Genomic DNA, 13,616 nt, shown 5'->3' on the forward strand with positions numbered 1-13,616 from the left:
ATGGCAAGGCGCCGGTTCGAAGACCGGCGCCGACGGACGGAAACAGGAAGTGTAGCGTCAGTGCCGCGATTCGCCGATCAGCGCGACCGAGTCGAACTGGCGCTGGTTCGCCTGGTGGCGGCGCATCACGAGCCACATCGTCAGGCACACGAACGTGCCGAACAGCACGATCACGACGCCGACCGGCACGTCGAGCCAGACCAGCACCGCATACAGGCACAGCATCACGAGCACCGACAGGTTCTCGTTGAAGTTCTGCACCGCGATCGAATGGCCGGCCGACAGCAGCACGTGGCCGCGATGCTGCAGCAGCGCGTTCATCGGAACCACGAAGTAGCCGGACAGCGCGCCGACGCAGATCAGGAAGATGTACGCGACGATCAGGTACACCGGCAGGCGCAGGTGGCCGAAATGCACGGCCCAGTGCGCCGGGAACAGGTCGCGCGTGTAGAACGCCATCAGCATGACCGCGATGCCCATGATGATGCCGACCGGCAGCACGCTGAGCGACTTCTTCAGCGGGATCCGCGCGGCGGCGGCGATCGCACCGCCCGCGACGCCGACCGCGACCACCGCCTGCAGGATCGCGCCTTCGGACAGCGACATGTTGAGCGACACTTCGGCCCACTTCAGCACGATGAACTGCAGCGTCGCGCCCGCGCCCCAGAACAGCGTCGTGACCGCGAGCGAGATCTGGCCGAGCTTGTCGCGCCAGAGCACCATGAAGCAGTCGGCGAAGTCGGTGAGGAGCTTGACCGGGCCGCGCTCCTGCTTCGGGTAGCGCGCGCCGGTATCGGGGATCCGCAGATTGAAGATGGCGGCGATCACGTAGATCGCCATGATGATCACCATCGCCGCTTCGGCGGGCGTGGCGATCCAGGCTGGCGTGTGCGCGATCACGTGCGACGCGATGTGCGGGCTGATCAGCGCGCCGCCGAGCACGGTGCCGAGGATGATCGAGCTGACGGTCGTGCCTTCGATCCAGCCGTTCGCGGCGACGAGCCGGTCGGCCGGCAGCAGCTCGGTCAGAATGCCGTACTTCGCGGGCGAGTAGGCCGCGGCGCCGAACCCGACGATGCCGTATGCGATCAGCGGATGGGCGCCGAGCAGCATGATCAGGCAGCCGACCACCTTGATCGAATTGGTGATGAACATCACGCGCCCCTTCGGACGCGAATCGGCGAACGCACCGACATAGGCCGCCAGCACCACATACGACAACACGAAGAACAGCTTGAGCAGCGGTGTCATCCAGTTGGGGGCGTGGAGGTCTTTCAGCAGGGCGATGGCGGCGATGAGAAGCGCATTGTCGGCCAGCGACGAGAAAAACTGCGCGGCCATGATGGTGTAAAAACCTTTTTTCATCTGATGCGATGCTTTCGTCGCTGCGGCAGGGCCGCGTAGGCCGCCTAGTATGCGATCGGCTTATTCCGTTCGAAATGGGTTGTGCGCACGGCTTTATAACACGAAAATACGGCAATTCGGACTAGCAAGATTCCCCGATCGTTCCGCAAATTGTCGGCTTCGGTGCTCAAAAGGCGCGGTAAGCTGATGATTCGCAAGCGTCTTTACGTAAATTTCCCATGCCGCGCCCGATCTCCGCCACCATCCACACCGCCGCCCTCGCGAACAATCTCTCCGTCGTCCGCCGCTTTGCCGGCCCGTCCAAGGTCTGGGCGGTCGTCAAGGCCAACGCGTACGGCCACGGTCTCGCGCGCGTGTTTCCCGGCCTGCGCGGCACCGACGGCTTCGGCCTGCTCGACCTCGACGAGGCCGTGAAGCTGCGCGAGCTCGGCTGGGCCGGCCCCATCCTGCTGCTCGAAGGGTTCTTCCGGTCGACCGACATCGACGTGATCGACCGCTACAGCCTCACGACCACCGTCCACAACGACGAGCAGATGCGGATGCTGGAGACGGCGCGGCTGTCGAAGCCCGTCAACGTGCAGCTCAAGATGAACAGCGGGATGAACCGGCTCGGCTACGTGCCGGAGAAGTACCGCGCCGCGTGGGAGCGCGCCCGTGCGTGCCCCGGCATCGGCCAGATCACGTTGATGACCCATTTTTCGGACGCCGACAACGAGCGCGGCGTCGCCGAGCAGCTCGCGACGTTCGAGCGCGGCGCGGCAAGCATCGCGGGCGCGCGCAGCCTCGCGAATTCGGCGGCCGTGCTGTGGCATCCGGATACGCACTTCGACTGGGTGCGGCCGGGGATCGTGCTGTACGGCGCATCGCCGTCGGGGCTGTCGTCCGACATCGCCGATACGGGCCTGAAGCCTGCGATGACGCTCGCCTCCGAGCTGATCGCCGTGCAGACGATCGCGAAGGGGCAGGCGATCGGCTATGGCTCGACGTTCTCCGCGCAAGCGCAGATGCGCATCGGCGTCGTCGCGTGCGGCTATGCGGACGGCTATCCGCGCGTCGCACCCGAAGGCACGCCCGTGATCGTCGACGGCATCCGCACGCGGATCGTCGGCCGCGTGTCGATGGACATGATTACCGTCGACCTGACGCCGTGCCCGCAGGCCGGCGTCGGCGCGCGGGTCGAGCTGTGGGGCAACGCGCTGCCGATCGACGACGTCGCGCGCCATTGCGGGACCATCGGCTATGAACTGATGTGCGCGGTCGCCGCCCGCGTACCGGTGCGCGCGGAATAAGGGCAGCACGCGTGGCCAAACAGAAAACCGTCTACGTCTGCAGCGAGTGCGGCGGACAAACCCCGAAGTGGCAGGGGCAATGCCCGTCGTGCCAGGCCTGGAACACGCTCGTCGAATCGGTCGCCGAGTCGCCGGCCGCCCATCGCTTCCAGTCGCTCGCGAAACGCGCGCCCGTGCAGCGCCTCGTCGACATCGAGGCGGCCGACGTGCCGCGCTTCTCCACCGGCATCGGCGAATTCGATCGCGTGCTGGGCGGCGGGCTGGTCCCTGGCGGCGTCGTGCTGATCGGCGGCGATCCCGGCATCGGCAAGTCGACGCTGTTGCTGCAGTCGCTCGCGGACATCGCGAGCGAGCGGCGCGCACTCTATATCAGCGGCGAGGAATCGGCCGCGCAGATCGCGTTGCGCGCGCAACGGCTCGCACTGCTCGACGGCGGCGCGCCGGCGGCCGAGCTGAAGCTGCTCGCCGAGATCCAGCTCGAGAAGATCCAGGCCGCGATCGACGCGGAACGGCCGGACGTCGCCGTCATCGACTCGATCCAGACCGTCTATTCCGAAGCGCTGACATCGGCGCCCGGCTCGGTCGCGCAGGTGCGCGAGTGCGCGGCGCAGCTCACGCGCATCGCGAAGCAGTCCGGCACCGCGATCATCATGGTCGGGCACGTGACGAAGGAGGGCAACCTCGCGGGCCCGCGCGTGCTCGAGCATATCGTCGACACGGTGCTGTACTTCGAGGGCGACACCCATTCGTCGTTCCGGCTCGTGCGCGCGTTCAAGAACCGCTTCGGCGCGGTCAACGAGCTCGGCGTGTTCGCGATGACCGAGCGCGGGCTGCGTGGCGTCGCGAACCCGTCCGCGCTGTTCCTGTCGCAGCACGAGCAGGTCGTGCCGGGTTCCTGCGTGCTCGTCACGCAGGAGGGAACGCGCCCGCTGCTCGTCGAGATCCAGGCGCTCGTCGATACGGCCCACGTGCCGAACCCGCGCCGGCTCGCGGTCGGCCTCGAGCAGAACCGGCTCGCGATGCTGCTCGCGGTGCTGCACCGGCACGCGGGCATCGCGTGTTTCGACCAGGACGTGTTCCTGAACGCGGTGGGCGGCGTGAAGATCACCGAGCCGGCCGCCGACCTGGCGGTGCTGCTCGCGATCCATTCGTCGATGCGCAACAAGGCGCTGCCGAAGGGCCTGATCGTGTTCGGCGAAGTGGGGCTGGCGGGCGAGATCCGGCCATCCCCACGCGGCCAGGAACGCCTGCGCGAGGCGGCGAAGCTCGGTTTCACCGCCGCGCTGATCCCGAAGGCGAATGCACCGAAACAGCCGATCGAAGGACTGAACGTGATGGCCGTCGATCGGATCGAGCAGGCGATCGACCGTGTGCGCGATCTCGAATAGCCGTGGCTGGCCAGCGCCGCCGTGCATTGGCCACGGTGATCTGTCGCGTAATTGAATGTAATGAATATGTAGGCTGATGTAACCCGCCGGACATCGCTTTTCCCTATCCTTTGCCGGATTGTCGAACCGCGCAATGCGAAGGGAACCTATGTTTAAACAGTATGGGGAAGCGCCGAGCGGACGCAGTTACAACCTGCGCGGCTGCCGTGTGTCGGAGCCGATCGTTCAGCCGTGGGGCGGCGGATGCCGGATCGTCGAATGGATCGACGACGAAGGGCGCCTGGCGCGCCGGGTCGTGTCCGAGGACGTGACGGAAGCGGAGGTCGCCGCGGCGATCCGCCGGCCGACCGAAGGGCGGCGTCACCTGATGGGCGATGACGAGCAGATGCCGCGCGATACGTTGCCGCGGCGTTGAGCGGATGGCGCGGCCGGCGGCCGGCGGACGGCCGACGCGATCACGTCGAACGCAACAATGACAAAGAGGCCGGGCCCGGGCGCCCGGCCTTGTCGTTTCCGCGCCCGGTGCGGCCGGGCGGGTTCGCCGGTCGTGGATCGTGCCTAGGCGTGCGGCCGCCGCTGAAACGACCGGCTGACGGCGCGCCGGGCGCGTTCAGCCGATCTGCTCGAGTTCTTCCTGCACGGCGAGCCAGTCCGCCTCGACCGTTTCGAGCCGGGCATTGACCTCGCCCAGCTTGCGGATCGCTTCGGTCAGTTCCGTCTTGCGCGCGGCTTCGTAGCTCGCCGGATCGGCGACGAACGCGTCGAGGCGCGCCTTCTCCGCGTGCAGCGTTTCCATTTCCCTTTCGAGCTTCGTGATGCGGTTCTGCAGCGGTTTCTTCAGCTGCGACAGCCGCTGGCGCTCCTCGGCCGCCTGACGCTTCTGATCCTTGCGGTTGATGCCCGGATCCGTGCCCGCTGCTGCGGCGCTGTCGGCCTTCGCGGCCGCGCGTTGCTCGGCCGCATGCTGCAGCAGCCAGTCGCGGTAATCGTCGAGGTCGCCGTCGAACGGCTGCAGCCGGTGCTTCGCGACGAGCATGAACTGGTCGGTGGTCGCGCGCAGCAGGTGGCGGTCGTGCGAGACGAGGATCAGCGTGCCTTCGAACTGCGCGAGCGCCATCGTCAGCGCGTGACGCGTCTCGAGGTCGAGGTGGTTGGTCGGCTCGTCGAGCAGCAGCAGGTTCGGTTTCTGCCAGATGATCAGCGCAAGCGCGAGCCGCGCCTTCTCGCCGCCCGAGAACGGGCCGACCGGGCTCGTCGCCATGTCGCCGGAGAAATTGAAGCCGCCGAGGAAGTCGCGCAGTTCCTGCTCGCGCGTATCGGGGGCGAGCCGTGCGAGATGCGCGAGCGGCGAATCGTCCTCGCGCAGGGTTTCGAGCTGGTGCTGCGCGAAATAGCCGATCGTCAGCCCCTTGCCGTCGCGCACGTGGCCCGACAGCGGCGCGAGCGTGCCGGCCAGCGTCTTGATCAGCGTCGACTTGCCCTGGCCGTTCGCGCCGAGCAGGCCGATGCGCTGGCCGTTCTGGATCGACAGCGCCACGCGTTCGACGATCGGGATGTCCGTGCCGTCCTCTGCGTGGTAGCCGCAGCGGACGTCTTCCATCACCATCATCGGGTTCGGCGCGGCGTCGGGCGTGCGGAATTCGAACGTGAACGGCGACGCGATGTGCGCGGGCGCGATCAGCTCCATCTTCTCGAGCGCCTTCATCCGGCTTTGCGCCTGCTTGGCCTTGGTCGCCTTGGCCTTGAAGCGGTCGACGAAGCTCTGCAGGTGCTCGATCGTCTTCTGCTGCTTTTCGTACGCGCTTTGCTGCAGCGCCAGCTGCTGCGCACGCAGCACTTCGAATTGCGAGTAATTGCCGCCGTAGCGCTTCACCTGGCGATTTTCCAGATGCAGCGTGACGTTGCAGATCGAGTCGAGGAATTCGCGGTCGTGCGAGATCACGACGAGCGTGCCGGCGTAGCGGTGCAGCCAGTCTTCGAGCCAGACGATCGCGTCGAGGTCGAGGTGGTTGGTCGGTTCGTCGAGCAGCAGCAGGTCGGAGCGGCACATCAGCGCCTGCGCGAGGTTCAGCCGCATGCGCCAGCCGCCGGAGAAGCTGGCGACCGATTCGCGCGTCTGCGCGAGCGTGAAGCCGAGGCCGAGCAGCAGCGCTTCGGCGCGCGCGGGGGCCGTATAGCCGTCGGCGTCGGCGAACGCCGCGTGCGCGTCGGCTTCGGCCGCGCCGTCGTGCGCGGCCGAGGCGGCGGCGATACGCGCCTCGATCTCGCGCAGCGCGGTGTCGCCGTCGAGCGTGTAGTCGAGCGCGGAGCGGTCGACGGCGGGCGTTTCCTGCGACACGTGGGCGATCCGCCACGACGGCGGCATCGCGAAATCGCCGCCGTCGGAATGCAGCTCGCCGCGCAGGACCGAGAAGAGCGTCGATTTGCCGGCGCCGTTCGCGCCGATCAGGCCGGCTTTCTCGCCGGGATTGAGCACGAACGAGGCCGACTCGAACAGCGGCTTGGTGCCGCGCGCAAGGCTGAACTGATTGAAACGGATCACGGCGGGAATGACTGACCAAAACCGCTATTCTAGACTGCGCGCGCGTCGCCCCGGATATCGGCCGTTCGGCAGGTGCCGCAACGGCGCGATTTCGCCTAGACTCCACGTCGATACGGTTTCGTAAAAGGAGTGCCCGATGTCCACCCTGTATTCGTTCAGCGCAGAGACGCTCGCCGGTGCGCCGGCGTCGCTCGACGCGTATCGCGGCAAGGTGCTGCTGATCGTCAATACCGCGAGCGAGTGCGGTTTCACGCCGCAGTATGCGGGCCTGCAGAAGCTGTATGACCAGTACGCGGCCCGCGGTTTCTTCGTGCTCGGCTTCCCGTGCAACCAGTTCGGCAAGCAGGAGCCGGGCGACGCCACGCAGATCGGCGCGTTCTGCGAGCGCAACTACGGCGTCACGTTCCCGATGTTCGCGAAGATCGACGTGAAGGGCGACCACGCGCATCCGCTGTACCGCTACCTGACCGACGAGGCGCCCGGCATCCTCGGCCTCAAGGCGATCAAGTGGAATTTCACGAAATTCCTGATCGACCGCGACGGGCGGATCGTCAAGCGCTACGCGCCGTCGACGAAGCCCGAGGAAATCGCCGCGGATATCGACAAGCTGCTTTGACGGTTCGATGCGGCGAGCGGGCGGTTCGGATCGAGCCTGCCTGGGTCGCGGCGCCGGGGCATGCCGTGCGAAAGCATGCGCCGCCGGGCGGCGGCGCCGGGCCGGCGCTCGCGCAACCGCTACAGGATCGGCGCGAACAGGCGCGCGACGTGCATTGCGATACGCCGCCACGCGGGCGAGTGCCGATACTCGTTCGCATCGACTTCGTAGGCCAGCGCGAAATCGGCGTCGAGCATCGCTTCGACTTCGGCGGCGAACGCGCGGTCGACGGTCAGCACCATGATTTCGAAGTTCAGCCGGAACGAGCGGTTGTCGAGATTCGCGCTGCCGATGGCGGCCGCGACGCGGTCGATCAGCAGCACTTTCTGATGCAGGAAGCCGGGCCGGTAGCGAAACACCTTGACGCCAGCGTCGACGAGATCGCGCGCATAGAGCTTCGACGCTTCGAACACCACGTAGTGATCGCGCCGGCTCGGAATCAGGATGCGCACGTCGACGCCGCGCATCACCGCGAGCTTCAGCGCGGCGATCACCGCTTCGTCGGGCACGAGATACGGCGTCGTGATCCAGATCCGCTCGCGCGCGGCGTTGATCGCCTCGACGAAGAACAGCGAGCCGGTTTCCTGCTTGTCGGCCGGCCCCATCGGCACGGCGAGGCAATGCATCGCGTCGTCGGGCAGCGCCTCCGGCGGCGCGGCGAGCGGCGGCAGCGTCTGCGTGGCCCAGTGCCAGTCTTCGGCGAACACGTACTGGATGCTGGCCACCACCGGGCCGCGAATCTCGATATGGGTGTCGCGCCACGGCGACAGGCGCCGGTTCGCACCGAGATATTCGATACCGACGTTGAGGCCGCCGACGAACGCGCGATTGCCGTCGACGACGACGATCTTGCGATGGTTGCGGAAGTTGAGCTGGAAGCGGTTGACGAACTTGCGGTGGGTCGCGAACGGATGGACCTCGACGCCGCCGCGGCGCAGCGTGTCGACGTAACCGCGCGGCAGGTCGAAGCTGCCGATGCTGTCGTACAGCAGGTAGCAGCGCACGCCGGCCGCCGTGCGGGCGAGCAGCGCGTCGCGCAGCATCTGGCCGAGCGCGTCGTCGCGCACGATGAAGAACTGGACGATCACGTAGTCGCGCGCGGCGTCGATCGCCGACAGGATCGCCGAGAAGGTTGCGTCGCCGTTCACGAGCGTGCGCACCGCATTGCCGCCGACGAACGGCATTCCACCCAGCCGCGTGAGCGCGAGCACGGCGGCCCGGCCGATCGCGTCGGCGGCCTGCCCGTCGGTTGCGTCCGCAGCGAGCCATGGCGCGCGCGGCGTGTGCGTGCGCAGCGCTTCCATCTCGTGGCGTCGTGCATCGACGTAGCCGGAGAACTTGCTGCGGCCGAGGAACAGGTACGGGATGAGCGTCAGGTACGGCATCGCGGCGAGCGACACGGCCCATGCGATCGCGCCTTGCGACGTGCGGGTATTCATGAGCGCATGACACGCCGCGATGATCCCGAGCACATGGATGGCCAGGACCAGGGTGCCGAGATGTAGCCAGTCGAGGGTCATGGGCGCGTGACGGACTCCTGAAGTCGTGCGGCGCGACGGCCGCGTACGCGCATCTTACCCAACCGTGCGGGACAGCGGTGTGCCGTACCGCACGGTTCGGTCGCGGCGCGCCGTCAGGCCTTGCGCGGCAGGTCCGACGCCTGGATCAGGAACACGGCGTCGTCGCCCGCGCTGGTGGGCAGCCACGTGAGCTCGAGGCCGCCGAACGCGGCTTCGACGTGCTCGCGCTCGTTGCCGATCTCGACGACGAGCACGCCGTCGTCGTGCAGCCAGTTGTGCGCTTGCCCGATGATGCGCCGCACGATGTCCATCCCGTCGTCGCCGCCCGCGAGCGCCATTTCCGGCTCGTGCCGGTACTCGGGCGGGAGGGCCGCCATCGACGTCGCGTTCACGTACGGCGGGTTCGTCAGGATCACGTCGTAGCGCGTGTCGGGTTCGGCGCGGAACGCGGGCAGCGGCGTGTAGAGGTCGCCGCGATGCAGGGTGATGCGATCGTCGAGGCCGTAGTCGCGCACGTTGATCTCGGCGACTTCGAGTGCCTTCTCGGACAGGTCGACCGCGTCGATCTCGGCATTCGGGAACGCGCTGGCCGCGAGGATCGCGAGGCAGCCGGAGCCGGTGCACAGCTCGAGCACCGCGCCGACCTGCTCGGGATCGGCGACATACGGCTGCAGCCCGTCGTCGAGCAGTTCGCCGATGAACGAGCGCGGCACGATCACGCGCTCGTCGACGTAGAAGCGGTGGCCGTGCATCCACGCTTCATGCGTGAGATACGCGGCCGGCACGCGGTCGGTCGCGCGTCGCTCGATCACCGCGAGCACGGCCGCGATTTCGTCGGGCAGCAGGCGGGCATCGAGGAACGGCTCGAGCGTGTCGAGCGGCAGGTCGAGCGTGTGAAGTACGAGGTAGGCGGCTTCGTCGTATGCGTTGTCCGAGCCGTGGCCGAACGCGAGCTTCGCCTTCGAGAAGCGCGTGACCGCATAGCGCAGCAGGTCGCGAACAGTTGCAAAAGGTGTCGTCATGCGAGGCTCCGTCAGGCGATCAGTTGTTCGAGCACGCGGCGGTACACGTTCTTCAGCGGGTCGACGAAGCGCACGTCGATGTGCTCGTCGATCTTGTGGATGCTGCCGTTTGGCGGACCGAACTCGATCACCTGCGGGCAGATGCGCGCGATGAAGCGCCCGTCGGACGTGCCGCCCGTCGTCGACAGCTCGGTCGTGAGGCCGGTCTCGGCGCGGATCGCGTTCTCCAGCGCGTTCGACAGGTCGCCGCGCGGCGTGAGGAACGGCAGGCCGCTCACCGACCACTTCAGCGAATATTCGAGGCCGTGCTTGTCGAGGATCGCATGCACGCGCGCCTGCAGGCCCTCGACGGTGCTCGCCGTCGAAAAGCGGAAATTGAACATCAGGTCCGCGTGGCCGGGGATCACGTTGGTCGCACCGGTGCCGGCGTGCAGGTTCGACACCTGCCAGGTGGTCGGCGGGAAGTATTCGTTGCCTTCGTCCCACTGTTCGGCGGCGAGCTCGGCGAGCGCCGGCGCGAGCAGGTGGATCGGGTTCTTCGCGAGGTGAGGGTAGGCGATGTGGCCCTGCACGCCCTTGACGATCAGTTCGCCCGACATCGAGCCGCGGCGGCCGTTCTTCACGACGTCGCCGAGTTCGGTGGTCGACGTCGGCTCGCCGACGATGCAGTAGTCGAGACGTTCGCCGCGCGCTTCGAGCAGCTCGACGACTTTCACGGTGCCGTCGGTGGCCGGGCCTTCCTCGTCGCTCGTGATCAGGAACGCGATCGCGCCGCGGTGGCCGGGGTGGGCCGCGACGAATTCCTCGGACGCGACGACGAACGCCGCGAGCGACGTCTTCATGTCGGCCGCGCCGCGGCCGTACAGCTTGCCGTCACGATGCGCGGGAATGAACGGCGGCGAGGTCCACTGCTCGAGCGGGCCGGTCGGCACGACGTCGGTGTGGCCCGCGAACGCGAGCAGCTTGCCGTCGCGGCCGTCGGCGCCGCGCTTGACGGCCCACAGGTTGGTCACGCCGTGCGACGCGATGGTTTCGCATTCGAAGCCGAGCGCGGCGAGGCGCTCGGTCATGATCTGCTGGCAATGCTGGTCGTCGGGCGTGACGGACGCGCGGGCGATCAGCTGTTCGGTAAGGGCTAGGGTGGCGGACATGGTTCGGACCACTTTCGATAAAAAATGCCGGCGCGGTGGCCGGCAGCGATGAGGCGTCGTGTGCAGCGTGGGCGCCGCGCGGGCCGCCCTAGGCGGCAAACAGCGCCGCGTACTGATCGGCCACGAAGCCGAGCGATTTCACGCGGCCGTTGACGACGAGCACGGGGCGCTTGATGACCGACGGCTTGTGGATCATCAGCGCAACCGCGCCGGACTTCGTTTCCGCGGCCGCCTTCATGGCGTCGTCCAGGCCGCGCCACGTCGTGCCGCGCTTGTTCACGAGCGCGTCGAGCGATACGTCCTTCAGCCAGTCTTCGACCAGCGGTGCGCTGACGCCGAGCTTCTTGAAGTCGTGGAACTCGAACGCGACGCCGTGATCGTCGAGCCACACGCGGGCCTTCTTCACGGTGTCGCAGTTCGGAATGCCGTAGACGACCACGGTGCGCGGCTTCGCCATCAGTCGCCTCGCAGCAGCTCGTTCAGACCGACCTTCGCGCGGGTCTTCGCGTCGACCTTCTTCACGATCACCGCGCAGTACAGGCTGTGCGAGCCGTCCTTCGACGGCAGGTTGCCGGCGACGACGACCGAGCCGGCCGGGATGCGGCCGTAGCTGACTTCGCCCGTTTCGCGATCGTAGATCTTGGTGCTCTGGCCGAGGTACACGCCCATCGAGATCACCGAGTTCTCCTCGACGATCACGCCTTCGACGACTTCCGAGCGCGCGCCGATGAAGCAGTTGTCTTCGATGATGACCGGGTTGGCCTGCAGCGGCTCGAGCACGCCGCCGATGCCGACGCCGCCCGACAGGTGCACGTTCTTGCCGATCTGCGCGCACGAGCCGACCGTCGCCCACGTGTCGACCATCGTGCCTTCGTCGACGTACGCGCCGATGTTGGTGTACGACGGCATCAGCACGACGTTCTTCGCGATGAACGAGCCGCGGCGCGCGATGGCCGGCGGCACGACGCGGAAGCCGCCCGCGGCGAAGTCTTCGGCCGTGTAGTTCGCGAACTTCGACGGCACCTTGTCGTAGAACTGCGAGTAGCCGCCCGCCGGCATCGGTGCGTTGTCCTCCAGGCGGAACGACAGCAGCACGGCCTTCTTCAGCCACTGATGGACGGTCCAGTTGCCGTCGATCTTCTCGGCGACGCGCAGTGCACCCTTGTCGAGCTGCTCGATCGCGTGCGCGACGGCTTCGCGGACGTCGGCGGGCGCGGCCTTCGGCGACAGCTCGGCGCGGTTTTCCCAGGCGGTATCGATGATTTGCTGAAGTTGTTGCGACATGTTCGTTTTCGCAGGAGATGAATGGAATTGATCGGGATGGACGTCTTACCGCGCGAGAGCCCGGCAGAAATCGACGATGCGTTGCGCGCCCTCGACGCATTCGGGGGTGCCCGCGACGAGCGCGATCCGGATGAAATCGCGGCCCGGATTCGTGCCGTGCGCATCGCGCGCGAGGTACGAGCCGGGCAGAACCGTCACATTATAGTCGGCGTACAGGCGGCGGGCGAACTCGGTGTCCGACAGGCCAGTGCGCGCGACGTTGGCCCACAGGTAGAACGCGGCGTCGGGTAGCTTCACGTCGATCACGTCGGCCAGCATCGGCGTGACCGTGCTGAACTTCTGCAGGTACAGCGCGCGGTTCTCGCGCACGTGCGCTTCGTCGTTCCACGCGGCGATGCTCGCATGCTGCCAGACCGGCGACAGCGCGGCGCCGTGGTACGTGCGGTACAGCAGGAATTTCTTCAGCAGCGCGGCGTCGCCGGCGACGAAGCCCGAGCGCATGCCCGGCACGTTCGAGCGCTTCGACAGGCTCGACAGCATCACGAGCCGCTCGAAGCCGCGGCCGAGGCGGTGCGCGGCCTCGAGGCCGCCGAGCGGCGGCGCCGCTTCGTCGAAATAGATCTCCGAATAGCACTCGTCGGACGCGATCACGAAACCGTGGCGGTCGGACAGCGCGAACAGCTCGCGCCAGTCGTCGAGCGTCAGCACGGCGCCCGTCGGGTTGCCCGGCGAGCACACGTACAGCAGCTGGGTGCGCGCCCACACTTCATCGGGCACGGCCGCGTAGTCGCACGCGAAGTTGCGGGCCGGGTCGCTGTTCGCGAAATAGGGTTCGGCACCGGCCAGCAGCGCCGCGCCTTCGTAAATTTGATAGAACGGATTCGGACAGAGTACGATCGCCTTCTTGCCATCCGCGCGCGGGCGCGCGTCGATCACCGTCTGCGCGAGCGAGAACAGCGCCTCGCGCGACCCCGACACCGGCAGCACCTGCGTGGCCGGGTCGATTGCAGGCAGCCCGTAGCGGCGTTCGAGCCAGTGTGCGATCGACGTGCGCAGCGCGTCCGAGCCGGCCGTGGCCGGGTACGACGCGAGACCGTCGAGCGCGGCCACCACGGCGTCGCGGATCAGCGCCGGCGTCGGGTGCTTGGGCTCGCCGATGCCGAAGCTGATCGGTTTCAGGTCGCCGGAAGGCGTCACGTCCTTGAACAGGGCGCGCAGCTTTTCGAAGGGATAGGGCTGGAGCGAGTCGAGTCGAGGGTTCACGGGCGAAGCGGCCATCGCGGCCGGTTGGAGCGAAAGGGCGAAAGGGGCGGCGCGGGTGCCGCACGGCTGCGAGCGGGCGCCGACGGCGCGCGGCTCGCAACGGATGATTATAACGTGACGCAATGCGGTCGCGGCCC

Annotated in this window: 12 protein-coding genes; 4 read left to right on the plus strand and 8 right to left on the minus strand. The window is 67.5% G+C overall.

Annotated features, from left to right (window positions below; translation table 11 throughout):
* Nucleotides 1–57 precede the first annotated feature (57 nt).
* Nucleotides 58–1,365, minus strand: a complete 1,308-nt coding sequence (lplT, locus tag DIE04_RS18600; protein WP_044847948.1) for a lysophospholipid transporter LplT — start codon at nucleotides 1,363–1,365, stop codon at nucleotides 58–60.
* A gap of 218 nt (nucleotides 1,366–1,583) precedes the next feature.
* On the opposite strand from lplT, the gene alr reads away from it, so the two are divergent.
* From alr to DIE04_RS18615, 3 genes are all read left to right on the plus strand, one after another.
* A complete protein-coding gene (gene alr, locus DIE04_RS18605; RefSeq protein WP_044847947.1) occupies nucleotides 1,584–2,654 on the plus strand; it encodes an alanine racemase in 1,071 nt (356 codons plus the stop codon).
* 11 nt (nucleotides 2,655–2,665) lie between these two features.
* Nucleotides 2,666–4,042, plus strand: coding sequence for a DNA repair protein RadA (gene radA / locus DIE04_RS18610; RefSeq protein WP_124519988.1), 1,377 nt, complete (start codon nucleotides 2,666–2,668; stop codon nucleotides 4,040–4,042).
* A gap of 148 nt (nucleotides 4,043–4,190) precedes the next feature.
* Nucleotides 4,191–4,457: a DUF2866 domain-containing protein gene (locus DIE04_RS18615; protein ID WP_044847945.1), complete on the plus strand. Its 267-nt coding sequence runs from the start codon at nucleotides 4,191–4,193 to the stop codon at nucleotides 4,455–4,457.
* Between the two features lie 195 nt (nucleotides 4,458–4,652).
* Here DIE04_RS18615 and DIE04_RS18620 read toward each other — a convergent pair whose 3' ends face one another.
* Complete coding sequence (locus tag DIE04_RS18620; RefSeq protein ID WP_124486177.1) at nucleotides 4,653–6,584, minus strand: ATP-binding cassette domain-containing protein; 1,932 nt, start codon at nucleotides 6,582–6,584, stop codon at nucleotides 4,653–4,655.
* A 136-nt stretch (nucleotides 6,585–6,720) separates the two neighbouring features.
* Between DIE04_RS18620 and DIE04_RS18625 the strand changes: the two genes are divergently transcribed.
* Complete coding sequence (locus DIE04_RS18625) at nucleotides 6,721–7,200, plus strand: glutathione peroxidase (RefSeq protein ID WP_069745053.1); 480 nt, start codon at nucleotides 6,721–6,723, stop codon at nucleotides 7,198–7,200.
* A gap of 119 nt (nucleotides 7,201–7,319) precedes the next feature.
* On the opposite strand, the gene cls is transcribed toward DIE04_RS18625, so the two are convergent.
* The 6 genes from cls to dapC form a co-directional block, all read right to left on the minus strand.
* A complete protein-coding gene (cls, locus tag DIE04_RS18630; protein ID WP_124519990.1) occupies nucleotides 7,320–8,759 on the minus strand; it encodes a cardiolipin synthase in 1,440 nt (479 codons plus the stop codon).
* Between the two features lie 113 nt (nucleotides 8,760–8,872).
* On the minus strand, nucleotides 8,873–9,781 hold the full coding sequence (gene prmB, locus DIE04_RS18635) for a 50S ribosomal protein L3 N(5)-glutamine methyltransferase (protein ID WP_124519992.1): 909 nt from the start codon (nucleotides 9,779–9,781) through the stop codon (nucleotides 8,873–8,875).
* 11 nt (nucleotides 9,782–9,792) lie between these two features.
* Entirely contained in the window at nucleotides 9,793–10,932 is a 1,140-nt protein-coding gene (dapE, locus tag DIE04_RS18640; protein WP_124486180.1) for a succinyl-diaminopimelate desuccinylase, read from the minus strand.
* A gap of 88 nt (nucleotides 10,933–11,020) precedes the next feature.
* The gene (locus DIE04_RS18645) at nucleotides 11,021–11,389 is read right to left on the minus strand and encodes an ArsC family reductase (protein WP_124486181.1); all 369 of its coding nucleotides are present in this window, start codon (nucleotides 11,387–11,389) and stop codon (nucleotides 11,021–11,023) included.
* Nucleotides 11,389–12,216: a 2,3,4,5-tetrahydropyridine-2,6-dicarboxylate N-succinyltransferase gene (gene dapD, locus DIE04_RS18650; protein WP_006478479.1), complete on the minus strand. Its 828-nt coding sequence runs from the start codon at nucleotides 12,214–12,216 to the stop codon at nucleotides 11,389–11,391. The genes DIE04_RS18645 and dapD overlap by 1 nt, the downstream gene beginning before the upstream one ends.
* A gap of 45 nt (nucleotides 12,217–12,261) precedes the next feature.
* Entirely contained in the window at nucleotides 12,262–13,494 is a 1,233-nt protein-coding gene (gene dapC, locus DIE04_RS18655; RefSeq protein ID WP_124519994.1) for a succinyldiaminopimelate transaminase, read from the minus strand.
* Nucleotides 13,495–13,616: the final 122 nt, after the last annotated feature.

Origin of the sequence: Burkholderia sp. Bp8994 (assembly GCF_003853805.1) — a bacterium.
Classification (GTDB): Bacteria; Pseudomonadota; Gammaproteobacteria; order Burkholderiales; family Burkholderiaceae; genus Burkholderia.

What these genes read in the sequence shown, in the direction of transcription:
- dapE (WP_124486180.1), bottom strand. Translation starts at nt 10,932, where the DNA reads ATGTCCGCCACCCTAGCCCTTACCGAACAGCTGATCGCCCGCGCGTCC.
- alr (WP_044847947.1), top strand. Translation starts at nt 1,584, where the DNA reads ATGCCGCGCCCGATCTCCGCCACCATCCACACCGCCGCCCTCGCGAAC.
- prmB (WP_124519992.1), bottom strand. Translation starts at nt 9,781, where the DNA reads ATGACGACACCTTTTGCAACTGTTCGCGACCTGCTGCGCTATGCGGTC.
- dapC (WP_124519994.1), bottom strand. Translation starts at nt 13,494, where the DNA reads ATGGCCGCTTCGCCCGTGAACCCTCGACTCGACTCGCTCCAGCCCTAT.
- lplT (WP_044847948.1), bottom strand. Translation starts at nt 1,365, where the DNA reads ATGAAAAAAGGTTTTTACACCATCATGGCCGCGCAGTTTTTCTCGTCG.
- cls (WP_124519990.1), bottom strand. Translation starts at nt 8,759, where the DNA reads ATGACCCTCGACTGGCTACATCTCGGCACCCTGGTCCTGGCCATCCAT.
- DIE04_RS18615 (WP_044847945.1), top strand. Translation starts at nt 4,191, where the DNA reads ATGTTTAAACAGTATGGGGAAGCGCCGAGCGGACGCAGTTACAACCTG.
- DIE04_RS18625 (WP_069745053.1), top strand. Translation starts at nt 6,721, where the DNA reads ATGTCCACCCTGTATTCGTTCAGCGCAGAGACGCTCGCCGGTGCGCCG.
- dapD (WP_006478479.1), bottom strand. Translation starts at nt 12,216, where the DNA reads ATGTCGCAACAACTTCAGCAAATCATCGATACCGCCTGGGAAAACCGC.
- DIE04_RS18645 (WP_124486181.1), bottom strand. Translation starts at nt 11,389, where the DNA reads ATGGCGAAGCCGCGCACCGTGGTCGTCTACGGCATTCCGAACTGCGAC.